Genomic DNA, 25,949 nt, shown 5'->3' on the forward strand with positions numbered 1-25,949 from the left:
CCTGGTTAGTTACCGCAGCCTTGCTGCGAAGTGGAGCGCCATATTAACCGCTTCACTTTTAAAGTCAACTAGAAAATTTAATTTTTCTTAATTAAGCTTTCCGTTTGGCTTTCCCGTCACTTGGCGCCTTGCTTTTCAGCGTTGTGCCCCGTGTCGGTGGATGCGCATTATAGGGAAATCGAAACCCAGCGCAACCCCTTTTTTGAAGAAAAGTGAGAAAAACGGCGCATTTGGACGTTAATTGTACGAAATAGGTGTTTTTTGACATAAAACACCGCTAAACCAGCCTGATTTCAGGTCCATAAAACGCAAAAAGGCCAGTCAGAGCGTTCCGACTGGCCTTTATCAATCTGGTTTTAGGTCGTTTATAGACTTAGAACTTGTATTCGATACCTGCACCCAGGTAGTCTTCTTCTACACCATTGTCTTCATCAACACTTGAGTAGAAGGCGTAAAGCTTTGCAGCTTTGCTCAGCTTGTGGTCGATACCCACAGAAATACCATCAACCTTATCGCCCTTATCAAAGTCGATAACCTGATATTGCAGCTTCAGGGTATTTGCGCCGAAACCGTATGCTGCGTTTACCATATAACCGTCGGCCTCATCAGAGCCATCAACTTTCTCTTGCATCTGGTACATTGCGCCCAGTTTAAAATCTGCCACTTTACCCTGAACAGAAAAACGTACTGCATCATAGCCTTTTACTTCGCTGTCAGTTGCAACCGCGGCATAGAAGTTGGTTTTTTTCAGTTTAGCGTCACCATAAGTGAGCGCTGCTGAATAACCATTTTCACCATCTGTGCTGTCTTCTGCGATGAAAGTACCGAGTACTTTGAATCCATTGAAGCTGGCTGACTTGTAAGAGATAGAATCGCCAAGACGGTTTTCACCTTTAAACAGGTTCTTGATATCCGCTTCCAGGTCATTAAACAAGTCCAGCTTACCTTGTGACTGTTTGAAAGCCGTATCATTACGACCGATAACGATTTCACCAAACCCGCCTTTTAAACCCACATACTGGTTACGTGCCGTAATGTTGTCGTCTTCACCTTTTGAATCGGCATCAGATACGTCAACCTGGAACTCTAGTTTATAGATAACTTCAAGGCCAGAATCTAGTTTTTCTGCCCCTTTGAAACCAAAGCGTGATGCGTTGCTTTTCACCTCAGTGAATGAACCTTCACCTTCGTCTGAACTTTGTACAGACAAATTCGCTTTACCATATACATCAACATCAGCGTAAGCGCTTGCAGACAAAGCACCGAAAAGAGAAACAAATAATGCTGATTTAGATAATTTCATGTGTATTTCCTCAAGTATCACAACACGTAATTTTTTAGACAGGCGCAGTCTGCCAGCGATAAGTGACAGAAATATTACACACAAAATAAAACTGACATTAAATTGTCAGCTGACCATCATAAATAATTCAATAATCTGTAACCTAATCAGGTAAAGACGCCAACAGGCTGGCAATCGTTTCTATCTGCTCCAGTTGATCATTGTCCTTGTGATAAGCAACATAAATCTCCCGCGCATTCTGCTCCACCGATTCGATATGGAACAGCTGTTTCTTCTCTATTGATTCAACCGCCAGCGCACGGGGGATAAATGCGCAGCCCCCACACTGCATGATAAGGTCCAGCGCAATGCGGCCGGTACTGGTTCTGAAATAAGGCGGCGTGCTGCCAGTGAACTGTTTTGCATGCCACAATGAAAAGGCCGTTCCCCAGTCTACGTAAACATATTGCTTATCAAAAAAGTCTTCGCTTGTCGTTTGCGCCATTGTACTGACCGGGATGATGGCCAGGTGCTTAATTTGTTTGACCACCAGCTCATCCACTTTGGGTGGATCAAATAACACGGCAATATCGAGCGTGCGCTCCAGTAACAGACGCGTACTCTCCTGCTGGGCTTTGACTTCAGCCACCAGCGATACCCCGGGCATGGCGGCCACGATATGGTTAATCCCAAACTGTAAAAACGCGTCCCAAATGTTCGGGGTACCCGCCAGGGACAGCTGTTTATGCATGTTATTAGCCAGTGCCACGTCGACTTTGGCCCGCTGCATCCCGGTTAAGATCATATTGGCATGGGGTAACAAACGTTCGCCCGGCGCAGTCAGCTGAATATTATTGCGCTGACGGATAAACAAATTCACGCCAAGGCTTTGTTCTAACTGGCGGATCCGGAAGCTCACAGCGGATTGAGTAATGTATAAATTCTCGGCTGCACGACCAAAGTGACGGGTCTTTACTACTTCGACAAATGTTTTTAATAGATCTAGGTCCACATAGCCCCCTTACGATAAAAAAAACTCGTTTAATTATTTCCACACTATGGTCCATACTCCTGCCAAACAATGCTGAGGATTTCACCATGAGTCAAAATTTAGCGACCCTGAAAGAAGCTTTTGCTACAACAAAACACTTCTATGATGATATTAACTTTCCCCGGGGGTTTTCACGAAGCGGACACTTTACCCTGCAAGAGTCTGATATTCTGGAAAACCATGGTGCGTTACTTAAGAGCTTATACACTAAAGCCTGTGATCCGCAAAATGAATTTCAGCAACACTTTGTGGAGGTGATGGGGGGATTAGGAAGCCCGGAAAATGCCATGGAAAAGACCTGGGCCAAATACCTTAAACTGACAACCTGCAAAACCAAGTTTCATACTTTGTTTGGCCGCTCTAAGGTCAATGCAAATAAAGAAGAAGTCGAAGCGGTAGCCACAGAGGCAGACGACGACCTGTAAAACATCACAAGGAGCACAGGCAGTGCCTGTGCTCCCACCTTTATCATGCCGCAGCAAGACGACGCTGCGCCATACTCGCCCGATAAGAGTCAAAGCTAAATAGCGCTAACGCTGACCAGATAAACGCGAACGTTAACACCCGCTCTGCACTAAACTCTTCGCCATAAAACACCACAGCCAGCATAAACATCAGACTGGGTCCAATGTACTGAAAGAATCCCAAAGTAGAATAAGGGATGCGTTTTGCAGCCGCGGTAAAGCATAATAACGGCAAAGTCGTCACCACACCGGCGCTGATCAACAGCAGGTTGGTGAGCCAGTCATTCAGCATCATATTGCTGGTGTCGCTGGGTGTTAGCCACCACCAGTAACCTAATGCAATGGGCAGCAGAATCACGGCTTCAATCAGCAAACCGGGTAAGGACTCCACCGCCATGGTCTTGCGCAGCAATCCATAAATTGCAAATGACCCGGCTAAAGAAAAGGCGATCACTGGAAACGAACCAAAGCTCACCAATTGCAGCACCACCCCGACAAGGGCCAGCGCAACCGCAAACTGCTGGCGAGGACGCAGGCGCTCGTGTAAAAACAGCATGCCTAACAGTACATTGAGTAGGGGATTGATATAGTAGCCCAGGCTGGCATCCAGCATATGGCCATTATTCACAGACCAGATAAACAAGCCCCAGTTAAATCCCAACAATAAAGCCGTAACCGTCAGCATCAGCATCAATTTAGGCTGGCGCAGTACCGCAATGACTTTATGCCAGTTCAGCTTAACCGCGATGATCAAGGCGATAAAGAGCACTGACCAGACAACCCGATGGATAAGAATTTCAAGCGCATCAACCTGATCCAGTGATTTAAAATAGATGGGGGCCAGTCCCCACATCAAAAACGCTAAAACGGCAAAGGTATACCCCTGCTTCGTTTCACTACTCGTTCCCATTCATTTCTCCCAAGCACAACATAAATTGGCCTTCTGATTGTTCCCACAGATGCCAAGCGCGCAGTATACCGCAAACTGTACCCGCCAGTATGATTTTCCTGTGATCAAAAACAAAAGACATCTGACGTAAAACCCACTAAAATGCGCTCGATGGAAAATCTTGCAACTCACTCAATCGACACACCGCACGGCGTACTGAAAGAAGTTTTTGGCTACAGTGACTTCCGTGACGGGCAACTCGACGTCATTCAGGCGTGCCTGGACGGGCGCGACAGCTTAGTATTGCTGCCGACAGGCGGTGGCAAATCTTTGTGTTACCAGGTACCCGCTTTACTCTTACCCGGCACCTGTATTGTGGTCTCTCCCCTTATCTCTTTGATGCAGGATCAGGTTGCCCAGCTCAAGGCGCTAGGTATCTCAGCCGAGTTCATCAATAACAGCATTGACCGGGCACAGCAACAAGCCATTTATCAGCGTTTGCATCAGGGCGAGATCAAGCTATTGTACGTCGCACCAGAGAAAGTACTACAAAGTGAGTTCATAGAGCGTCTGAGCCACCTGAAGCTAGGTTTGTTTGCGATTGATGAAGCCCACTGCGTATCGCACTGGGGGCACGACTTCAGACCGCATTACTGCCGTCTGCATGAATTAAAACAACGCTTTGCCACAGTGCCTATGATGGCGTTGACGGCAACGGCCGATCTGGCCACCCGCAGTGACATTGTCACCCAGCTCGGCCTGCATACTCCGTTTATCCACACAGGCAGTTTTGACCGACCGAATATCCGCTACACCATCGAAGAAAAGTTCAAACCCCTGTCACAATTGATGCGCTACCTGCGTACGCAAAAGGGGCAAAGTGGTATTGTTTATTGCTCCAGCCGTAAGCGCGTTGATGATATCTCAGAAAAGCTGGTTGAGGCCGGCTTTAACGCCGCAGCATATCATGCCGGCATGACCAACGAGCAACGCCAGTTCGTGCAAAATGCCTTTGCCCGCGATGACATTCAAATTGTTGTGGCGACCGTAGCATTTGGTATGGGGATTAATAAATCGAACGTGCGTTACGTGCTGCATTACGATATCCCCAAGAGTATCGAGGCATATTACCAGGAAACCGGACGCGCCGGACGGGATGGCCTGGCAGCGGAAGCCATCATGTATTTCGACCCCGCCGACATTGGCCGGGTAAAACGCTTTTTTGAAGACATTGAGGACGAACACCGTCGCAGAGTTGAAGAGCAGCGTTTTAACTCAATGGCCAGCTTTGCCTCGGCACAAACCTGTCGCCGCCAGATCCTGCTCAACTATTTCAGCGAATATCAGCGTGAACCCTGCGGTAACTGCGACATTTGCCTGAACCCACCAAAGCGCTTTGACGGCACTTTGGTCGCTCAGCAAGCATTGTCCTGTATATACCGGGCTGAGCAGCGTTTTGGATTGGGCTACATTGTCGATGTCCTGCGCGGTGCCAACACTGCCCGGATCCGGGACAATCAGCATCACACACTGAGCACCTATGGCATAGGCAAAGAACACAGTAACGAATACTGGCTGAGTATCTTGCGACAACTGATCCATCACGGACTGGTCGCACAGGATATCACCCAGGGCGCGGCACTGCGCCTGACCGAAGGTGCCCGCTCGGTACTGCGCGGTGAGTATGCGTTGCAACTGGCGCAGCCGCGACTTGAAGCCAAGCACGTTTATCAGGATAAACTGGCACAGTTCAATTACGATAAAAAGCTGTTTGCCAAGCTGCGTAGCCTGCGTAAAGAACTGGCTGATCAGGACGATGTACCGCCCTATGTGGTATTCAGTGATAAAACCCTGGCGGAAATGGCCCAGTTGCTCCCGACCAACGACAGCGAGTTCCTGAAAGTCTCTGGGGTTGGCTTTACCAAGCTCAGCAAATATGGTGCGCCCTTTATGCAGCTGATCCGCAATTACCTCGACACCGATTAACCCGATATACCAAGTGGAGTCACAGTGACAACGCACATTGATCACCTGGCAGATCAGGATACGATCCTGATCACCCCCTCAGCACTGCCTGACGCGGATGAATTTGAACTGTGGGGGCAAGTTTTCTTGCACCTGGATGGCCTCTCTTTGCTGGAATTTCACCAGGGCGCCGACCGCCACCAGTGGCGATTTACCTGTGCAGGTCACCCCTATAATCTCAACTTTGAACACTACAGCGAGAGTATCTGGATCGCGCCGGAAGGCCTTGGTGCAACTGAACATTTGCCTAAGCTGGTTACATTATTACGGTTAAATTTACAACAATAATATAGACTTAGTTGAGCAGCTGTGGCTAACATAGGCCATAATAAAAAGTACGTTAATTAACGACAGGCTGTTCTATGGGTTGGGTTGTTCGCGCTTCGATACTCACAATTCTCACATCGGTGGCTGCCACCTCTGCGCCGATTGCGGCGAGCATGCCCGTGAGTGCATCTGAGCACTGCGGCAACAACCGCACCAATGCACCTGAGGACAATAACCTCCACCGCCAACTCGACAGCGAAGATCCCTTACCGGAATTACAAAATGCATCCGTGGTCAGTATTGAGCTCAAGCAATTAAATGTCTTTGATACCTCTTTACCTGAGGAAGACAATGCCGTGTTTCGTTTTGCTAACCGGGCTCACATCACCACCAAACCTGAGGTGATCCGCAATTTGTTGTTGTTCACTCAAGGTGGTGACTATGATCCCAAACTGCTGCGAGAGTCAGAGCGACTACTACGCCAGCAACCCTATATTTATGATGCCAGAATATTTGCCGAGCAAACCTGCGACGGAGAGGTGGCTGTCACCGTCGTGACGCGCGACCTCTGGACATTGCTGCCCGATATTAGTTTTAGCCGTAGCGGCGGTGACAATTCCAGCCGCCTCGGCTTTCGCGAGTCCAACCTGCTGGGCTATGGCAAACGTCTGTCACTCACCCATATTTCCGACCCCGATCGCAGTGGTTATCTGTTTGTCTATGATGACCCTCAAATATTATCAAGCCGCTATCAGGGACGCCTCGAATACGCAGACAACGATGACGGCAAAGTCCACTACATTGGCATTGAATACCCATTTTTTTCTATTTCCACTCCCTACAGTTATGGCGTCAGTAACTTAAGCAATCGCCGGGTTGAATCATTTTACAACCTGGGGGAAGAGATCTCAGAATACGAGCAGCTGAGTGAAGTCTCTAACCTCTACATTGGCCGCTCTTTTGCACTCAACAACGACTGGACGCGTCGGCTGCTGCTGGGCTATCAGGATGAAAAGCAAGAGTTCGCCCGCCTTCGAAATACCACCCTGCCCATCGCTGAAAATCGCACGCTCCGTTATCCCTATATTCAGGCACAATGGTTTGAAGATGCTTATATTAAAGTGCGTAACTTTGATTCTATCTACCGCACCGAAGATTTAAATTTGGGTTGGAATATTAACGCCCTGCTTGGCTACTCCGACGCAGCACTCAGTGATGACGACAGCCGCTGGATTATGTCATTCAATGCACACAAAGCACACTTCACCTCACAAAACAGTTTGCTGCGCTTTGCCTTTAACCTGCACGGATACTGGAACAAGCGCCAGGGCGAAGCAGAAAACCTGCTGCTAAGCTCGCGGGTACAATACTACCTCAATACCAGCTTGCGCCAGTCCTGGTACGCCCAGCTTGAAGTACAATATGGCAAACACCTCAGTGCCGACCAGCAGATCACCCTGGGCGGTGAAACCGGTCTCAGAGGGTATCCGAGTAATTACCTGCAGGGCAACCGTCGGATTTTACTCAATCTGGAAAAGCGCTATTACTGGGAGTACGATTTACTGCAATTGTTTAAAGTAGGCGGCGCAGCCTACTTTGATATTGGCCGGGTTGATGGCCGCCCCTTAGCGCCTCCTTTACCAGGTAGCCTCGACGAGCCACACACACTGACTCCCCAACAGCGACATGCATTAGCACACCAAATCCAGGGTCAGTTTTTAAAAAACATCGGCCTGGGGTTGCGACTGGCACCAAGTCGGGCAAATTCCGGTCTGGTCCTGCATCTGGATGTTGCCACACCGCTCGATGGCCCTGACAACATTGACTCAGTGCAATGGTTATTTACGGTTAAAAACCGCTTTTAACTGGTTAAATTTCCCTGATATCATCCCATTTTATTTGCATACAGACGGATATGCCATATGTCAGACACCCTTACGACATTTTTACTCGCTGAGTACAAACTGATCGTCACCCTGCTTTTTATTTTCCTCTTTCCTCTGCTCCTTAAACTGGCGATCAAAGTGCTACATAAGATCACCCGAGGGAAAATCGACCTGCACCGTCAGCAACGCGCAGAACTGCTGTTAAAAGGCCTGGTTGGTGCAGTATTACTGTGTCTGTTGCTGGTTTTCTGGGGCATTGAATTGCGTGGACTGCTGGTGCTGGGGTCTTCCTTATTTGCCATGCTGGGTGTCGCTATGTTTGCCGCCTGGTCTTTACTCAGTAACCTGACCGCCTTCCTGATCATGTTTGTGCAGAATGACTATCGCCTTGGTAATTGGGTCAGGATCATTGACGGCGCTAACTTCATTGAAGGCTGTATTGTAGAAATGGGACTAATGAACGTGGTACTTCGTCACGTCGACGGGCATAAAGTGGTCTACCCGAACAACCTGTTTGTCACCCGTCCGGTGTGGGTACTCACCGAAGCCCCGGTCAAGCCAAAACAAATTACTGAGCGGCGGGTGCTTGGTCCTAAAAAATAACCATCTGCGCCGGTTGTCATATAAGGGTGACATGGCGCATGATATACAATACCAATTCACTTAAATACACAATCAATGTGAGGGGTTAAATCTACCCCGTTCTGAGCCAGACGTTTCTCACTCAGTGGTCTGGTTATCGCTGTGGCGCCCTCGCTTCAAGGTTCGCTATTTTATTATGCGAATTGGGTTAATTTTCAAATTGAACAAGGAAGGAATGATGAATACCCCCAAATTGTGTGCTCTCTTAATCGCGGGCATATTGATACTGTCAGGTTGTAAAAGCTTAGTTCAGAAGGGCAACAAGTTATACGAAGCGGGTATGTATGATCAATCTGCTGAGTTTTACCAACAAGCACTGGCCGAGGATCCTCAGGATATCGAAGCACGCCAGGGGCTAACTTTAGCGCGTAACAAAATCATCGATCGAGGGCTGATTGATGTGCGTATGCTGCGCCTGTCAGGCAACCAAACCGGTGCGGCCCTCAAGTTGGAGCGCTTATTACGTAATCAGGTGAGCTGGCACATTGAACCTGTCGGCCCCATGGCCGAAACTCAAAATGAAGAATTGCGTTATGCAAATAGCTGGCTGCAGCAAGAAGCATTGTCGCTGTCGCGCTCCGCGTTTCCTGATCCATTTCGTTACTTTGAAATGCGCTATGCCTTTTTGATTGCCAACGCCAGACTGGGCAACACCTTCGCCCAATATCAGGCCCAGTTACAGGAAAACGCTGAGCGACAATGTCACAAACTTAAAGCGTCACAGGGTCAGGATCGCCTCTTTTTGCAACGTTTTTATCGCAAGTACTGTCAGGCCTGGAACATTACCAGTTCCGCAGACACACAGGTGAACGACAAAGCCCTGTACTCCGGGATCCGTATTACGCCAGAACTTACCGTACGTCTGCACGAAACCAGTACGCAAAAACACCGCCTGGAGACCGTCTTGTCTCAGCTAAATGAAGTCTTTCGGGACAGCCTGTGGTATCACCCACAAGGGGGCGAGCAATTCACACTCAGCGTCCGTGCTACCTTCAAGCACTCTCGGGATGCGAAGTTGGTGAACAGACAGAAACACTATACATTAGAGCAAGCGCGGCCCAACCCGGCCGAGCCAGGTTCTTTTATGAAGACTGAGGTGACCAAAACCTATCAGTACCCGGTTACTGAGTTTACGGAATACTTCAGTCTGGACATGATGTACCAGGGTCGTCTTGGTGGCCAGCAAATAGAGCACAAGGTCGATGATAGCCAGGTGCATTATACGCATAGCCATTATGCAGACTTTCCTGATCTGGATCTGGCTCCGCAAAAAGCGCAGTTTCTGGACGTCAGCACACGCTTAGACAAACAGTTGTCCGAGCTGCGTAACCAGTTTAAAGCCGATCTTGACAGCGTCTGGCAACAATCCTACTGTGAAGACAGGCTCGGGGCAGCCAATGGTGAGCATGTATTGCGCTGTGCCAAACTCGCACCACATCACGAATACGTCAATAACTGGTTTAATCAGCACTTTGGGTTGAATTATCAGGCGATGTCGAGCCTTTATTCGCTCTAATCGTTATCCACAGCAGTGCCGGACGCAAGCTGTTGTGGCATCACCCGCGGCTCACCGTTGACAAAGAATGCAGAAGGCGTGTTTTTGCCGCATAACTTCCAGGCCAGCAACTTTGCAATCAGGCGCAAAACCATCGCCTTGTGCGAGCGTGCGCCTTTGAGTTCATCTGGCACTCGACCTTGTGCATCGCGACAATAGACACTGCCAGAGCTCGGGCCCACCTGCTCATCCAGTGACCCAAGCACAAAGCTATGCACTACTCCGACCATAGGCCAAAAGGCACTAAAACAATTGCCAACAGGGGTATTGCAGCACTGGGTGTACCAGCGATAGACACCCTGCCTGGTCATTTGCAGACATGCCAGCTGGGCATGCCCCTGTAAAATAGTGACATGGGCCGGAGGTACCTGATAGATATCAGTGCCCCCGAACTCGTTTAGACAGTCCGTCCGCTCCAGGTGCTGTAAATAAGCCCGACAATCCTTACAATAACAGATCAGGCGATTTCCTTGCCAATGAGGATGCGCCGCGATGCGTCCGCTTACCTGACCACATCGGCAACCCAACTTAATTCCTTCAACCATGACTCACTCCGCTCATACTTTAATATATCTAACCAACTTCCCTGTGTTCAGTGTCTTTCCTGCAGGCCTAGCATGCGGAACCAGCAGATTGGGAACACAGTACTTGGCGAGATACCGACTTCATGCTAACTTCTCGCTCAGTTTAGACTAACAGGAAGCATTTTATGCCTAAAGCCAGTGAAATTAAAAAACACGCCGCGATTGATTACAATGGTCGCGTCATGATCGTCCGAGACATTGAACGCTCAGTACCACAAGGCCGTGCTGGCGGCAGTTTGTACCGTATGCGGATGTACGATGTGGTCAATGGCGGTAAAGTCGATGAAACGTTTAAAGCCGAAGAAATGCTGCAACTGGCAGATCTGACGCGTCGTCCTGCGATGCTGTCTTACATCGATGGCGAAGAATATGTGTTCATGGATGAGGAAGACTATACTCCTTATCATATTCACAAAGACTCGATCGCTGAACAGGTGCTGTTCATCAACGAAGAAACTAAAGGCCTGCTGATTGTGGTCGTAGAAGGCACACCGGTCTCACTTGATCTACCTTCAAGCGTTGAGCTGGTAATTGAAGAAACGGCGCCGTCAATCAAAGGCGCTTCAGCCAGTGCCCGCACTAAGCCGGCAACCTTAACAACTGGCCTAGTGGTACAAGTACCGGAGCATATTTCCAGCGGTGATAAAATTAAAATCAACACTGCGGAATCTAAGTTTATGAGCCGCGCAGACAGTTAAGTCTGTGGTGCCCGCAGCATTTGCTGTTGGGCACCAAATTTGGGTAAACAGAGTTCAACCAATTTATGAGATAGCATAGCCGTTTTGTGCAAAAATCGGTAACATAACCCACAACAAGACATTAATCGGACACGTTTGTGGTCATACTGGGGTGTTTCACCACCAAGTTGATAGATGGAATTGAACACGGATGAAAACAAGTAAGCTGAGTATCAGGCTGTTATGGTATATCACTCCTTTGGTGATACTGCCATTGCTATTGCTCGGCGGCTTTACGCTAACCAATGTCACCAGCTCGACCCAGAAGCAGGCGAAACTCATCGTCAGTCGCTTCGTTGAACAGCAACAACAGAAAATGTTCAACTACATGGAAATCTATCAGTCCACAACCAAACTGCTGTCTACCTCTCCGGTACTTAGTGACTTTTTAACTCTGCCAGAAAAAGAAAGCCTGGAAAAAACCCAGCGCTTAGGCGCACTCATGGATGTGTTTGCCAGTTACAGCGAAGCTTATCCGGATATCCTAAGCATTAATCTGGTGAATGAACATGGTCAGAGCCACGCTTTCTATGCCAGTAACCTCAACCGTGCACCTCAGTCTTATCCTTTCTTTGCCCAGGTCAGGCAAAGCAATTTGCGCCAGCAACAGTTTATGCAGGCATCGAGTAATGGTGGGACACAGCTATACTTTGTTCAGCAAATCTATGGGGTGGATTTCAGCCTTAACCGCCCGCAACGCGAAGGCTATATTATTGTTCAGGTTGCTCCGTCGCTCATCAGCAGCAGTATTCTTGAAGCCCCCTATGACAATACTTTAAACCTGCTGGTGTCGGCATCAGGTGAGGTGTTATTCAGCTCTGACAGCCATTTCAATCAAAGCTTTTTGAGTGTCGAGGAGATGGCTCAAATCAATACTCTGGCTGATAAAGGTAAACTGGACTCTCTGGTGTTACCATCCATTGATAACCTCAGACGGATGACCTACAGCGCGCAGCTCAGTGGCGGTTATTATTATATCTCGACCATTCCCAAAACCATTCTTTATCAGTCTGGTAAAGCCATCAGTTTAACCACGGCCCTGATAGTGATTCTGTCAGTAATTACGCTCCCTATCCTTATCTTTATTGTAGTCAGGAACCTACTTCTGACCCCAATCGAGCTACTTGGTGAAGCCAGTCACCGGGTCGGCGATGGCGACTTATCTGTTGCATTACCGGCGCACGACGATGACGAGGTGGGTATCTTGTTTGATGATTTTAATCATATGATCAAACAGATCCGGGATTTCCAGGGAGAGCTGGAAGACTACAAATTACACCTGGAAGAAAAAGTAGAAAACCGCACCCGGGCATTGGAAGAAATGAACCAGCAACTGGAGGTGGCGATTGCAGAAGCCGAGCAGGCCAGTCAGTTAAAGAGCCGTTTCCTGGCCAATATGAGCCACGAAATACGCACTCCGTTGACCGCCATTATGGGGTTCACCGAGCAGATGTTGCACTACCCCAGTGCCACCAACTCAGCCCTGCATTTAGATACCATCTTACGTAACTCCAAGCACTTACTAGAGTTAATTAATAATATTCTGGATCTGTCTAAAATCGAGGCCGAAAAGCTGGCCGTTGAGCAAGATCCCATTGAGCTGCTCCATTTACTCAAAGACGTGGAGTCGATCATTGCGCCTATGGCGGAGCAAAAACAGCTCGCTTTCACGCTTCACTATGCCTTGCCACTGCCTCAGCAACTGTACAGTGATGAAACCCGGCTCAAGCAGATCCTGCTTAATATCGCAACAAACGCGGTTAAATTTACTGAGACTGGCAGTATTGAGATCAACGCCCGTTACCGTTCAGACACCGCCCGATTCGAATTTGAAGTCAAAGACAGTGGCATTGGTATGTCGCAGGGCGAAATGTCGCGGGTATTTAAGCCTTTTGAACAAGCCGATTCAACCACCACCCGACGCTTCGGCGGCACCGGGCTGGGTTTGTGTATTTCCAAAAACCTGGCACAGTTGCTGGGTGGTGATGTCAGTGTAGAGAGTGCCCAGGGAGTAGGCAGTCGCTTTATAATTACCGTCGCAGCCAACCACCCGGCAACAGAATTTGCCTGGATTGAGGATCAGGCCCAGCTGACACATGATCACGTAGTGTCCGCACAGCAACTGGACCAAACTCAGTTAGAAGCCGACATACTGCTCGCCGAGGACAATCCGGATAACCAGGAACTGCTGACCTTACTGCTCGGAGCCTGGGGGCTCAGGCCAGATATTGCCAAAAATGGCGCCCAAGCCGTGGAGATGGCACTGGTCAACGATTACGACCTGATCCTGATGGATATGCAAATGCCGGTTATGGGCGGCCTGGAAGCCACAGAAATGCTGCGCCATGCAGCTTACGATGGCCCTATCATTGCACTGACCGCCAATGTGATGAAACATGACATAGACACCTATCTGGCGGCAGGTTGCGATGCAACACTGGCCAAACCCATTGACCGAGAAAAACTCGGTGCGGTGCTGCTTAAATATTTGCAGCTGGAAGAAGACAAAAACTCCCAATGGAACTCACTATTACAAAGTGAAAAATACTTACAGATCAGCAGAAACTATGTGGAAAAGCTACCCGACCAACTGACTCAGCTGGAGCAGCTGTTTGGGGATCAGGAATGGGAATCGCTCAGAGCACTGGCACACAGCCTTAAGGGCAGTGCCGGATGCTTTGGCTTTAGCAACATCCACAGTGCAGCCGGCGATCTGGAGACATGCCTGCGAGAAGACAACCCCACCAAGTGGGAATATGCAATGCTGACGCTCACACAAGCCATCAGATACACCCTGGAACAGGAGCAAGCCTGACTTTATTAGGTTGCAAGCATGCGCTCATCGCTTTCAGTCACTCACAAGTTCAGGGTCAAGCAGTACTTTTCCCATTAACAATGCATCTTCTTTACCCTGCGCCGTGGGGTAGTAATTTTTACGCACCCCCATCTCAGTAAAGCCCGCTTTATGGTATAAACCAATGGCAGCCTCATTGCTTATTCGCACTTCTAAAAAGATATTTTCAGCCTTGTCTTGCTCACACCTTGCCATAAAGTGCCCCAGCAGCTGCCAGGCCAGACCCTGTCCCTGACAAGCAGGTGCAATGCAAATATCCATCAGGGTAAAGTCCGGACCAGCCCGCTCACCGACATAAAAGCCAACCAGTTGCTCACCCCGATACAGGGCGGCATTAAAGTAGCGCCCGCTTAAGCAGGATTGCATGGTCTTACTGGTCCAGGGGTGTGTGTGACAGGCCTGCTCAATATCCATAATCTGTTGCAGTGGCAGCGTTGCCAGATGGTCCGCATGAATAGAGACAGTCATGATTGTCCACGCCAGATCTGTTGCCACAAGGCACGCTTTTGCGTCGCGCTCAGTGATGCTTCCGGTATAACCAGATGTGCCTGCTGCGCGCGTTGGGTCCAGCTCAGAGGCTCACCAGCAGCAACGCTGAGTTCGCTGACATTGGCAGCCAGGCAAAGATCCTGTTGTAACTGCGCGCTCAACGTTAGTACCGCCGCTGTGGGTTCAACTGCCTGAGGTGCAGACGCCGTGGGCTGCGGATTAGGATCAAAAGCCGATTTGAGTTTAAGTGGCATTATACCAAGTAACTGAGCCTGAGCTGCGTGCATGCAAAAACACCGGAAAAATTAAATGCTGTGGATTCTAGAATATGCGTGCAATGACTGCAATCTGAATTGTATTAAATATGGGAATAATCAGAAAATAAGAAAGGAAGTGGCAGGGGCGGCAGGACTCGAACCCGCAACCATCGGTTTTGGAGACCGCTGTTCTACCAATTGGAACTACGCCCCTGCAATGTCGACGCATTATAATGAGCAATTCGAAAAGGTAAAGAGAAAATATCAACTTTCTGACCGTTTGCTGTTTTTATCAGCAAAAAGGGCGAATAGTTACTCTATTCGCCCTTTTCTTAACCTATATCAGGTTACCTGATACGTGTTTATTCCCACTCAATCGTCGCAGGCGGTTTACCTGAAATGTCGTACACCACGCGAGAAATGCCGTCGATTTCGTTGATGATGCGGTTTGACACCTGACCCAGGAACTCATACGGCAGGTGTGACCAGCGTGCCGTCATAAAATCGATGGTTTCTACACAGCGCAGCGACACAACCCAGTCGTACTTACGTGCATCACCCATCACACCGACTGAGCGTACTGGCAGGAATACAGTGAAGGCCTGAGACACTTTGTGGTACAAATCAGCCTTGTGCAGCTCTTCAATGAAGATAGCGTCGGCACGACGCAGCAGGTCACAGTACTCTTTCTTGATTTCGCCCAGAACACGTACACCCAGACCAGGACCCGGGAATGGGTGGCGGTATAGCATGTCGTACGGCAGGCCCAGTTCCAGACCAATTTTACGTACTTCGTCTTTAAACAGCTCGCGCAGCGGCTCTACCAGACCAAGCTCCATATCTTCCGGCAAGCCACCTACGTTGTGGTGAGACTTGATCACGTGCGCTTTACCTGTGGCTGACGCCGCAGATTCGATCACGTCCGGGTAGATGGTGCCTTGTGCCAGCCATTTCGCGTTAACACGCTTGCCCGCTTCTTCGTCGAATACTTCAATGAAGGTATGGCCAATCGCTTTACGCTTGTCTTCCGGGTCGTCAATCCCTTTGAGGGCATTCAGGAAGCGGTCTTCCGCATCAACTTTAATGATGTTCAGGCCAAACTTATCGCCGAACATATCCATTACCTGCTGGCCTTCGTTAAGACGTAGCAGACCATTATCCACGAATACACATGTCAGTTTGTCGCCGATGGCACGGTTGATCAGCATAGCCACGACAGATGAATCAACACCGCCAGACAGGCCCAGGATCACTTCATCGTCACCTACCTGCTCTTTAATACGTGCAACCGCATCTTCAATAATCTGGCTTGGTGTCCACAGTTTTTCACAGCCACAGATATCCGTCGCAAAGCGCTCCAGCAGACGTAGACCTTGTTGCGTGTGCGTTACTTCCGGGTGGAACTGCACGCCGTAGAAACGTTTCTCTTCCCAAGACATGGCTGCATGCGGACAGGTTTCTGTTTTTGCAGAAGTGATGAACTGCTCAGGGATCTCGATGACCTTGTCGCCGTGGCTCATCCACACATCCAGTTTGCCGATGCCGTCTTCGATGTGATCTTCAATCGCTTCAAACAGGGCACAGTTACCCACTTTTTCAACTTTCGCGTAACCAAACTCTTTCTTATCCGAGCTGTGTACTTTACCACCCAGCTGCGACGCCATGGTTTGCATGCCGTAACAAATACCAAGCACAGGCACTCCGGCATTGAACACATATTCAGGCGCGCGCGGACTGCCTTCTAAAGTCGTAGACTCCGGGCCACCTGACAGAATGATACCCTGCGGATTAAATTCACGGATCTGCTCCTCGGTTACATCCCAGGCCCATAGCTCACAGTAAACGCCGATCTCACGGATCCGGCGGGCGATCAATTGAGTGTATTGAGAACCAAAATCTAAGATCAAAATACGGGAATCATGGATGTCTTTGCTCATTGATAATCTCGTTTGTTAGGAAGCGATAAAATTAGTAAAGCACAACAACAGTGCATTACCTAAATGACCGGGCAAGTTTGCCTGCCCAACGCATAATGTTTGTCTGTGCCTTGCCTGAAGGCAGACACTAAAATTAAGAAGGGCCGGCAACCGCCAGCCCATTTTTACCCGCCGGGATTAGCCCATGCGGTAGTTTGGAGCCTCTTTAGTGATCTGTACGTCATGGACGTGCGACTCACCCATACCAGCAGAGGTTACGCGGACAAACTGGGGTTTAGTGTTCAGCTCCAAAATGGTGCCGCATCCTGTCAGGCCCATGGCACTGCGGATCCCGCCCACTTGCTGGTGAATAATGGTGGCGATTGGGCCTTTGTAAGCCACGCGGCCTTCAATGCCTTCCGGAACCAGTTTTTCAGCAGAATTGCTTTTCTGGAAGTAACGATCTGATGAACCTTCTTTTTGGTTCATCGCGCCCAGTGAGCCCATACCGCGGTATGACTTGTAGTAACGACCCTGATACAGCTCAACTTCACCCGGTGCTTCTTCAGTCCCTGCCAGCATAGAGCCAACCATCACACAAGATGCACCTGCAACCAGGGCTTTAACGATGTCGCCAGAGAAACGAATACCGCCGTCAGCAATGACCGGAATGTCACGGCCTTTCAGGCCATCAACCGCATCCGAAATTGCCGTGATCTGAGGCACACCACAACCGGTTACGATACGTGTGGTACAGATAGAGCCAGGACCAATACCCACTTTAACCGCATCAACACCGGCGTCAGCCAGGGCTACTGCACCTTCAGCTGTGGCCACGTTACCCGCAACAATTTGCAAGTTCGGGTACGCTTCGCGGGTTGCTTTGACTCTGTCAATAACGCCCTGAGAGTGACCATGCGAAGTATCAATAAGTAGTACGTCAACGCCCGCAGCAACCAGCGCAGCAATACGCTCGTCGGTACCGGCACCCACACCAACCGCAGCACCTACGCGAAGACGGCCTTGCTCATCTTTACACGCGTTTGGTTTTTCCTGTGCTTTTTGGTAATCCTTAACGGTGATCATGCCTTTGAGTTTGAAAGCGTCGTCGACCACAAGGATTTTTTCAATGCGGTGTTCGTGCATCAGACCCAGGATCTCTTCGCGTGATGCGCCTTCTTTTACCGTCACCAGATCCGACTTTTGCGTCATCACAGAGGACACAGGCTTATCCAGTTTGGTTTCAAAACGCATATCACGGCTGGTGATAATACCTTCCAGCAGGTTGTTCTCACCCACGACCGGGAAGCCTGAGAAGCCGTTTTCTTCAGCCAGCGCCAGGGTATCGGCAATGGTTTTGTCCGCGGTCACAGTAACCGGGAAAGACACAATCCCCGCTTCGTACGCTTTTACTTTGCGTACATTGCGCGCTTGCTCTTCAATGGTCATGTTTTTATGGATGAATCCAAGGCCGCCTTCCTGTGCAAGTGCAATTGCAAGGCGCGCTTCAGTGACTGTATCCATAGAGGCAGAAACTAATGGCAAATTAAGTTCAATACCACGAGTCAGGCGGGTTTTTAAGTTCGCAGTGTGTGGTAGAACAGTCGAATGAGCGGGTACTAAAAGTACGTCGTCAAAGGTAAGGGCTTCTTTTGCAATTCTTAACATGTGTGCGGCATCTCTCAAGTGAAACTGAGTATAAGGAATTGCGAGCGCATTTTATCAGCGTTCCTTATGCGAGTAAATAAAATTTAGCAAAAATATGCTAGAGTATTCGTGAATTTTTTATGGAGCTGAGTATGTCGTTGCCACAACAAGAAAAAGTTTATTCGGTCTCGCGCCTCAATCGTGAGATCCGCAGTTTGCTGGAACAGGGGTTCGCTTCTTTACAGCTGACCGGCGAGATCTCCAACTTTGTCGCCCCGGCGTCCGGGCACTGGTATTTTTCTCTTAAAGATGACAAAGCCCAGGTAAAGGCAGCCATGTGGCGTGGCAACAACCGCTACTGCCGCTACCGGCCACAAAATGGTGAGCAGGTACTGGTTCAGGCCCGGGTGTCGGTGTATGAACCACGCGGTGACTACCAGCTGATCGTCGAACAGATGGCTCCGGCAGGCGAAGGGCTGTTAAAACAACAGTTCGAAGCACTCAAGCTGCGCCTGGCGGGCGAAGGCTTGTTCAGCAGCCAGCATAAACAACCCCTGCCTGCGCGCATCAACCGGGTGGGCGTTGTCACCTCCCCGACCGGCGCGGCGATCAGAGACATTCTGTCGGTCCTGAAACGCCGGGCACCGCAGCTTGAGGTGGTGATCTACCCAACCCAGGTGCAAGGTCAGGAAGCCCATCACCAGATTGGGGCACAAATTGCGTTGGCAAACAGCCGCAATGATGTGGATGTGCTGATCGTTGGCCGCGGCGGTGGTTCACTGGAAGATCTGTGGTGTTTTAACGAAGAAGCCGTGGCCAGAGCCCTGTTTGCCAGTCAGCTGCCGGTGATCAGCGCCGTCGGCCACGAGATAGATACCACCATCAGTGACTATGTTGCCGATTTGCGTGCACCAACGCCTTCTGCCGCGGCGGAGCTGGTCAGCCCCGATGGCGCGGAAATTCTGGCTCAGTTGCGCCAGCAAAAACAGCGTCTGACGGGAGCCATGCAGCGTTATGTATCCCAGCAAGGGCAGCAACTACACAATGTACACCAGCGCCTGTTACTGCAACACCCGCAAACTCAGCTGATGCAGCAGGCACAAAAAGTGGATGAGCTCAGCAGCCGTTTACACCGGGCAATGAGTCACCAGCAACATCGGGCACAAAGCCATGTTGCACTGACGCGGCAACGCTTAGCGCAATTTCATCCAGAGCAGAAACTGCGTTATGCCAGAGCGCATCTCGACGGCCTGAGAGATAAACTCATTCGCGCGATGCAGACCTCACAACAGCAGCACCAGCAACGCCTGGCGTTACTGGCGGCCAGGCTCGACAGCGTCAGTCCGCTGGCCGTTTTAGCACGTGGCTACAGCATCACTAAGTCTGGCGAGAAAGTGGTAAAATCCACTCAGGATGTAACTGCGGGCGATATACTCACTACAGAATTACACGATGGTCGTTTGCAAACCCAGGTTATAGATATCAATCCAGACAACCCAAATGGTGAAGACAGTTAATACTCTGTGGCCAGCTCACGCATACTTTTGGTGCTAAAATGCACCTGCATGCCGCGTGCTGTTTGCTGCGCGGCGCTGACCTTAAAGTACTTTATCCAGGCGCTGTTAAAGAGGCTGTCGTTCAGACGTTGCCATTGCATGGTATCAACATCCTCGCCGCGAGGTGTAAAACTGAGCTGGCAGATATGTCGCTTGCAACCATAACTGGCGTAGCTGAAATAAGTGCTTAAGTCGCTGGTATAAAGAAAGTCGCCAAGCTGTAGTTCAAGTTCGTCAGCCCAGACAGGGTCACGTGTTTCCGTGCGAAAAATATCAGCAAGCTGGTGATTAATATTACCGGATGAATTGGGCTTAAGCACTGCAGAGGTTGGCTCGGACGCTGCCCTGACTTGCTCACGAGCTGTTGCCAACTCGTCTTGCAACAGTAATACCTGCTGCTCCAATGCGCTCAACTCTGTACTGTTGTGCAGAGCGGCAGTTGCGTGCTCTGGTACTTCAAATGTAGCCTCGAAGGCTGAGTGTTGATGGTCGACTTGGGTAGGTTGTGAGGGGGTGTCTGCCATCTCTGAAGCTATCCACCATGTTAATGGGGCAGCCATCACCGCCCCCAATAACATCCAGCACAGTTTTTGGTTCAGGTTATCCATCTGTACCACCCCGCTGGTCACTCAGATACTACAGCATGGCGCTGGTATGGGATTCATTGCGGGCAACCAGATCTTCATCCAAAAAGTTCTGATCCATCGATTCGGCCGGGCAAGCACACGGCGGTTTGCCCACCACTTTGGCAGGTACCCCTACCACAGTAGTGTGTGGCTCAACGGCTTTAAGGACCACTGAACCGGCACCGATACGTGCCCCCTCGCCTACTTCAATATTGCCCAGAACTTTCGCCCCCGCTCCAATCAGAACGCCGGCGCGTATTTTCGGGTGACGATCCCCTTGTTCGTTACCGGTACCGCCTAAGGTCACCGACTGTAAAATAGAAACATTATTTTCGATTACCGCAGTCTCACCAATGACTATACCAGTCGCATGGTCAAACATAATGCCATGGCCGACTTGACAAGCAGGATGGATATCAACACCAAATACTTCGGATGTACGACTCTGGATAAAACGTGCGAGCTCTTTTCTGTCTTGTCGCCATAAGCAATGGGCGAGTCGGTGTGCTTGTATTGCATGAAAGCCCTTAAGGTTTGAGATAACGTTAAGATAGCTATCGGCAGCCGGGTCACGATCTTTAACCGCTTTAATATCATGCGCGACATGCGTGAGCATCCGGTCACAATCCACAAAGGCCTGATCGAACAGCTCACGAATGGTGAACGCAGACACCACGGCGTCTGCCAGCTTGTTCGCGACGATAAAGCTTAATGCCGCACCCAGACATTCGTGATTTAAAATACTTGAATAAACATGGGTGGCGAGCAGCGGCTCGCGGTCTACTAGTTCGGTCGCTTCCCGACGAAGCTTTTGCCAGATCTCGTGTCTCATATACTGCACTATTTCAATTATTCCAAGGCCTTTGCCTATCTTACCCTGCAACTCAAAAAATTAGCAGTGATAGTCAACGGCTTCTTGCATCAATTTGTTATTAATTATAACCCGAAATGGTGAACTGGGGTGCAGAGCCTGACGGATCAACAGATCCGCCGGGCCGATCACTGAGTCCAGCAATGGGACTCAGTCTGAGGGCTACTTAAATACCTCTGTTGCATTCATCACATCGATGTTCGCACCAGGAATTGCCAGCTTGTAGTTGGCAATTTGCTTATCTTCATCAATCAGCACTTGAGGCTTTTCAGCATTATAATGCATTGGTGACTCTGTCTGATTCACTAAACGTGCTTTCATGTCATCCGCATCACCCGTTACAAACACATAGTGAATATTGTCACTTTGCAAGTTTTCACGGATCACCCGGTTAACGTCTTCCACACTCAGCGAAGCCAGTTGATCACGCACATAGCTGACAAACTCATCAGTGTTATAGAACTGACTATCCAGTGCATAGCCTAACTGACGATCCTGGCTGGCTACCATCTGAGGCACGAAGTTACTCAGGAAGTTACGGGTCGCCTGGAAGTCCTCTTCCGTCATCCCTTCGTTGATCAGCTTATCCAGCTCAAACTGTGCAACCCGCGTTGCAAAGTGGGCGTCGTTATTAGAACGCAGCGGACGTAACCATACCTGGAAGATTTGCTCTGAGCGGCCCAAGTTGGCATCCGGCTTAGTCTGGAACATACCGCGCGGGAAATACTCAATGTAAGCATAATCTCCATAGTTCATACCCCGCACCTGACGAATACGCTGGAACAGGTATGCATTTGAGTTACGGTGCTCACCAAAGTAAGAGCGCACCAGCCACAAGGCGGTCCAGTCTTTACTGCTGCGGATGGTATCGATTGGGAAGCCAAATGACACCGCCGTCGATTTCGCACTTTTCTCAATGATGGTGGCATGACGACCCGCCAGTGCTGGCGCATCCGGGATACTCAGACGCGCTTCTTCGCCTTTAGGTAACTGGGCCAGATCGCTCAGCATACGTGCTTTCAGTTGCTCATTCAGCGCCCCGGTGATCCCCACATTCAGTTTTGCCTGAGTAAACTGGCTGCGATAGAAAGCTTTGACATCATCGAGCGTCAACGCTTCGAGATCGGACAAATCGCCCAGGTTATAGCTCTCGTACGGATGACCCTGATAGAGCTTATGGTAAAGTACCTCTTTCCCCAGCTCTTCATCGTTAGACGCCTTAAGGCCTGCCTTGATATTATCGATCAGCTCTTTTTTCAGGCGCTTGAAGTCATCTTCACGAAAGCCCGGGTTTAGTAACTGCTCACTGACTAAGGCATACCACTGAGCTGCATTGTCTTTGTGCACCCGACCACGCAGTGACAGCATTTCTTTATCAATCTGATAATCAAAGCTACCTGCAATGGGGTATAGCGCTTTTTGGATCTCTTTATAAGACTTGCTTTGTGACCCCCCATTAGCAATCATTGCTGCAGTCAGGGCTGCTACCCCTTTTTTGCCTTTCGGATCAGCCGCAGCACCGGTGTAAAATAACAAGTTCACATCCACCAAAGGCGATGCATTGGTGTTATCCAGTACGGCAAAATGGCGCTGTTTTGGCTCACTTTGCTGTGCAACCAGGGTATCCAGTTCAACTTCTTTGTCGAAACCCTTCACTTTGGTCAGATCCGACATAGTTACAGTGGTTCGACCGCTGTCGACAAAATAACGATTTGCCACATCACGAATGTCTTCAGCCGTGATTGAATCACTGGTCGCATAAAGGGTATTGATGACTTCCGGGTCACGTTCAAAGTGCATGTACTGAGCCAGCATACTGGCGATTGCCTGCGAAGAGTCTAAATCGTTGGCAAAACTGTATTTCAGGTTTGACTTCAGTGCCGCCAGTTTATCACTGTCGACCAATTCAGTGCGTGCCGTTGCATACGTACGATTGATGGCGTCGCGGACCACAGCCAGATCGCTTTCTTCGTTGACCTTCACAAAGACATGCAACAAACCCGGATCTTTGGTCTCGGCGTTGTAAGTAAACATCTGACTGGCAATTTGCTTGTCGACCACTAACTCCTGATATAGCTCGGAGTTTTCAGAGAAGTAAAGTTGTGAGATCAGATCCAGTGCTGCCCGATCTTTTTTCTCCGGCTGCCACGCTGCCCCTTTGTACGAGACCAGCAACCAGTGGCCCGGCAGACCTTCATAATGTTCATGCACATACCTGGCCTGTTGCTGCTTAGGCTCGACCGGAATATCGGCCTCATAGTTGCCACGTTGCCAGCCGCCCCAGTGTTTTTTCACCATCTCCATGGTTTTTTGCGGATCCACATCACCCACAATCACGATAGAGACGTACTCAGGCTTATAGAAGCGCTCAAAAAAGATCTGACCATATTCCATTTGATCGGGCATGGCTTCAATGTCTTCGAAGAAGCCCATGGTGGTGTGTTGGTAGGTGTGCTGGTCAAAGGCTTCTTTGCGCACTGCGCTCAGTAACTTGCGGATCGGACTGGCGTTGTTCTTTAGGTACTCCCCTTTAACGGTCAGTGCTTCGGTGCGGAACTGAGATTCGCTGTAGCTGAGGTTCTGAAAGACATCCGCTTTGATCTCCAGTACTTTATCCAGATGCTCTTTAGAGAAATTCAGATGGTAGTTGGTGTAATCATTCGTGGTATAGGCGCGGTTATCCACTCCAGAATTTTTCATAATGTCGGCATATATGTCCTGTGGGAACTTCTCCGATCCCTTAAACATCATATGCTCGAAAAAGTGCGCGAAACCGGTGCGCCCCGGCTCAACTTCGTTACGGGATCCAACAGACACCGGGATCTGCAGCGAGACCACATCCGGATAATCGGTTTTCACCACCATCACGCGTAAACCATTGTCCAGCTCTTCCAGCACATAGTCCTGAGCAAATACTTTGTTGTTTGCCTGCGCCTGAACCTGGGTTGGCGTCTGCTGAGTCGATTGCGACGTGGCTGCGCAGCCAGCCAGTGCCAGTGACACCGCCAGGCTGGTCGCCAGTAATTTAAATTTCATATGCTTCCCTAAATCTGTAGTGATTATTATTGTTGGCCTCGCTTGTGTGAGGCACATGGTTCCCAATTATGCCGCAATCCCGCCTTAATTCATCTTTGCGCGCTTATTTTATGTAAAAAAATATGAACTGCATCATGCCCAATAAACTCATCAACAAAACAAAGGCTTGATTCAATATCGTGAAAGCACCATGAAAGAAATTCACTGGCATTGAATTTCTTTCAATAAAAAAATCTATCTAGACGTCTAAATGGCTGCTATATTAGATCTCAGACACTGAATTTTTGCCGGAATCAAGACCATGGCGTTATCACTACAAGAGAAAATCTTAGACCCGAACCAAGGGGTATATTTGATTGGTACGACTCCGCCCAAATCTGGTACGGAGCAGGACAAAGTGAAGCGTATTGCCACTAAGCTACTCGATCGTTTACACGAAATTGAATACGATGGCGTGGTCGTTTATGACATTCAGGATGAAAGCAGCCGCACTAATGTGCCACGCCCTTTTCCGTTTAAAGAAACCGTCGATCCCTGTGAATACAGCCGTCTGGTTAAATCGTTGTCGCAGCTGGATGTGATCACCTATAAAAGTGTCGCACAGCGTGACAGCACAGAGTTTTCCCAGTGGCTTAACACCACGAAGCAGGAATTTGGCCTGAACAACCTGGTGTTGGTTGGTTCTCCTTCCTCGCAGGGGAAAATCAGCTTGTCGCTGCCCGATGCCTATCAGGCGCTAGCCAAACATGATGAACGCTTTTTCCTCGGGGGAGTAACGATTGCGGAGCGCCATGCCTCAAAGCGTAATGAACATGAGCGCCTGATTGAAAAAACCACCCAGGGTTGTGAATTCTTTATTTCTCAGGCGGTTTACAATGCCCAGGCCACGATAGATTTAATCACCAGTTATGCCCGTACCTGCAAACAACAAGGGATTGCACCAAAACGCCTGATCCTGACCTTTACCCCCTGCGGTGGTGAAAAAACGCTACAGTTTATGGAGTGGCTGGGGATCTCTGTGCCTGAGGCAACCAAATGGCGTATGCTGGATGCAGATAACACACTGAGTGAGTCGATCCGTATTTGTCGTGAGAACCTGGATTCAATTTTGCTCAGCTGTGCCCACCTGGATGTGCCGCTGGGTCTGAACATAGAAAGCCTGACCAACCGAAAAGAAGAGATAGATGCGTCCATTAATCTGTATCGATTACTAAAGGCCACCATGGAGCTGACGCTGGCAGAAAAGCAGATCGCTTGAGCGATTCACAAAGACATAAAAAAACCGAGCTCATGCTCGGTTTTTTTATGTGACATC

Annotated in this window: 21 protein-coding genes and 1 tRNA gene; 10 read left to right on the plus strand and 12 right to left on the minus strand. The window is 49.5% G+C overall.

Features of this window, described 5'->3' with window-relative positions; genetic code table 11:
* Nucleotides 1-373: 373 nt before the first annotated feature.
* Together MHN33_RS14670 and MHN33_RS14675 are read right to left on the minus strand one after the other, a co-directional pair.
* The gene (locus tag MHN33_RS14670) at nt 374-1,303 is read right to left on the minus strand and encodes a porin (RefSeq protein ID WP_239398820.1); all 930 of its coding nucleotides are present in this window, start codon (nt 1,301-1,303) and stop codon (nt 374-376) included.
* Nucleotides 1,304-1,445: 142 nt separating this feature from the next.
* Nucleotides 1,446-2,294, minus strand: coding sequence for a LysR family transcriptional regulator (locus MHN33_RS14675; protein ID WP_239398822.1), 849 nt, complete (start codon nt 2,292-2,294; stop codon nt 1,446-1,448).
* An 86-nt stretch (nt 2,295-2,380) separates the two neighbouring features.
* Between MHN33_RS14675 and MHN33_RS14680 the strand changes: the two genes are divergently transcribed.
* Entirely contained in the window at nt 2,381-2,758 is a 378-nt protein-coding gene (locus MHN33_RS14680) for a DUF413 domain-containing protein (RefSeq protein ID WP_125717175.1), read from the plus strand.
* A gap of 43 nt (nt 2,759-2,801) precedes the next feature.
* Here MHN33_RS14680 and rarD read toward each other — a convergent pair whose 3' ends face one another.
* On the minus strand, nt 2,802-3,707 hold the full coding sequence (rarD, locus tag MHN33_RS14685) for an EamA family transporter RarD (protein WP_239398824.1): 906 nt from the start codon (nt 3,705-3,707) through the stop codon (nt 2,802-2,804).
* Nucleotides 3,708-3,857: 150 nt separating this feature from the next.
* Here rarD and recQ point away from each other — a divergent pair, with 150 nt between their 5' ends.
* From recQ to MHN33_RS14710, 5 genes are all read left to right on the plus strand, one after another.
* Nucleotides 3,858-5,672 (plus strand): DNA helicase RecQ, encoded by a 1,815-nt coding sequence (gene recQ, locus MHN33_RS14690; protein ID WP_239398826.1) that lies wholly within the window; start codon nt 3,858-3,860, stop codon nt 5,670-5,672.
* Between the two features lie 24 nt (nt 5,673-5,696).
* Nucleotides 5,697-5,999 (plus strand): DUF3630 family protein, encoded by a 303-nt coding sequence (locus MHN33_RS14695; protein ID WP_239398828.1) that lies wholly within the window; start codon nt 5,697-5,699, stop codon nt 5,997-5,999.
* A gap of 152 nt (nt 6,000-6,151) precedes the next feature.
* A complete protein-coding gene (locus MHN33_RS14700) occupies nt 6,152-7,843 on the plus strand; it encodes a ShlB/FhaC/HecB family hemolysin secretion/activation protein (RefSeq protein WP_239399128.1) in 1,692 nt (563 codons plus the stop codon).
* Nucleotides 7,844-7,900: 57 nt separating this feature from the next.
* The gene (locus MHN33_RS14705; protein WP_239398831.1) at nt 7,901-8,467 is read left to right on the plus strand and encodes a mechanosensitive ion channel domain-containing protein; all 567 of its coding nucleotides are present in this window, start codon (nt 7,901-7,903) and stop codon (nt 8,465-8,467) included.
* 319 nt (nt 8,468-8,786) lie between these two features.
* Entirely contained in the window at nt 8,787-10,022 is a 1,236-nt protein-coding gene (locus MHN33_RS14710) for a tetratricopeptide repeat protein (RefSeq protein ID WP_239398833.1), read from the plus strand.
* On the opposite strand, the gene MHN33_RS14715 is transcribed toward MHN33_RS14710, so the two are convergent.
* Entirely contained in the window at nt 10,019-10,606 is a 588-nt protein-coding gene (locus tag MHN33_RS14715) for a DUF6151 family protein (RefSeq protein ID WP_239398835.1), read from the minus strand. The two genes, MHN33_RS14710 and MHN33_RS14715, sit on opposite strands and share 4 nt — an antisense overlap.
* A 164-nt stretch (nt 10,607-10,770) precedes the next feature.
* Between MHN33_RS14715 and yeiP the strand changes: the two genes are divergently transcribed.
* Together yeiP and MHN33_RS14725 are read left to right on the plus strand one after the other, a co-directional pair.
* Entirely contained in the window at nt 10,771-11,343 is a 573-nt protein-coding gene (yeiP, locus tag MHN33_RS14720) for an elongation factor P-like protein YeiP (RefSeq protein ID WP_046006170.1), read from the plus strand.
* 190 nt (nt 11,344-11,533) lie between these two features.
* Nucleotides 11,534-14,197: an ATP-binding protein gene (locus MHN33_RS14725; RefSeq protein ID WP_239398837.1), complete on the plus strand. Its 2,664-nt coding sequence runs from the start codon at nt 11,534-11,536 to the stop codon at nt 14,195-14,197.
* 33 nt (nt 14,198-14,230) lie between these two features.
* Here the strand turns inward: MHN33_RS14725 and rimI are convergent, their stop codons facing one another.
* From rimI to guaB, 5 genes are all read right to left on the minus strand, one after another.
* A complete protein-coding gene (gene rimI / locus MHN33_RS14730; RefSeq protein ID WP_239398839.1) occupies nt 14,231-14,704 on the minus strand; it encodes a ribosomal protein S18-alanine N-acetyltransferase in 474 nt (157 codons plus the stop codon).
* Nucleotides 14,701-15,012, minus strand: coding sequence for a hypothetical protein (locus MHN33_RS14735; protein ID WP_239398842.1), 312 nt, complete (start codon nt 15,010-15,012; stop codon nt 14,701-14,703). Before MHN33_RS14735 ends, rimI begins: the two co-directional genes overlap by 4 nt.
* A gap of 107 nt (nt 15,013-15,119) precedes the next feature.
* Nucleotides 15,120-15,196 (minus strand) — tRNA-Trp (locus tag MHN33_RS14740).
* Between the two features lie 148 nt (nt 15,197-15,344).
* Nucleotides 15,345-16,919 carry a glutamine-hydrolyzing GMP synthase gene (gene guaA / locus MHN33_RS14745; RefSeq protein WP_046006173.1) on the minus strand — a complete coding sequence of 525 codons (1,575 nt, stop codon included), beginning with the start codon at nt 16,917-16,919 and terminating at the stop codon, nt 15,345-15,347.
* 177 nt (nt 16,920-17,096) lie between these two features.
* Complete coding sequence (gene guaB, locus MHN33_RS14750; protein WP_239398844.1) at nt 17,097-18,566, minus strand: IMP dehydrogenase; 1,470 nt, start codon at nt 18,564-18,566, stop codon at nt 17,097-17,099.
* Between the two features lie 131 nt (nt 18,567-18,697).
* Between guaB and xseA the strand changes: the two genes are divergently transcribed.
* Entirely contained in the window at nt 18,698-20,062 is a 1,365-nt protein-coding gene (xseA, locus tag MHN33_RS14755) for an exodeoxyribonuclease VII large subunit (RefSeq protein ID WP_239398846.1), read from the plus strand.
* Here xseA and MHN33_RS14760 read toward each other — a convergent pair.
* The 3 genes from MHN33_RS14760 to MHN33_RS14770 all read right to left on the minus strand — a co-directional run bounded on the left by MHN33_RS14760 (nt 20,059) and on the right by MHN33_RS14770 (nt 24,634).
* On the minus strand, nt 20,059-20,709 hold the full coding sequence (locus MHN33_RS14760) for a hypothetical protein (RefSeq protein WP_239398848.1): 651 nt from the start codon (nt 20,707-20,709) through the stop codon (nt 20,059-20,061). The two genes, xseA and MHN33_RS14760, sit on opposite strands and share 4 nt — an antisense overlap.
* 28 nt (nt 20,710-20,737) lie before the next feature.
* Nucleotides 20,738-21,559 carry a serine O-acetyltransferase gene (gene cysE, locus MHN33_RS14765; RefSeq protein WP_239398850.1) on the minus strand — a complete coding sequence of 274 codons (822 nt, stop codon included), beginning with the start codon at nt 21,557-21,559 and terminating at the stop codon, nt 20,738-20,740.
* A 201-nt stretch (nt 21,560-21,760) separates the two neighbouring features.
* Complete coding sequence (locus MHN33_RS14770) at nt 21,761-24,634, minus strand: M16 family metallopeptidase (protein WP_239398852.1); 2,874 nt, start codon at nt 24,632-24,634, stop codon at nt 21,761-21,763.
* 301 nt (nt 24,635-24,935) lie between these two features.
* Between MHN33_RS14770 and MHN33_RS14775 the strand changes: the two genes are divergently transcribed.
* Nucleotides 24,936-25,892 carry a hypothetical protein gene (locus MHN33_RS14775; RefSeq protein ID WP_239398854.1) on the plus strand — a complete coding sequence of 319 codons (957 nt, stop codon included), beginning with the start codon at nt 24,936-24,938 and terminating at the stop codon, nt 25,890-25,892.
* Nucleotides 25,893-25,949: the final 57 nt, after the last annotated feature.

Origin of the sequence: Pseudoalteromonas sp. OOF1S-7 (genome assembly GCF_022347765.1) — a bacterium.
Lineage (GTDB): Bacteria > Pseudomonadota > Gammaproteobacteria > Enterobacterales > Alteromonadaceae > Pseudoalteromonas.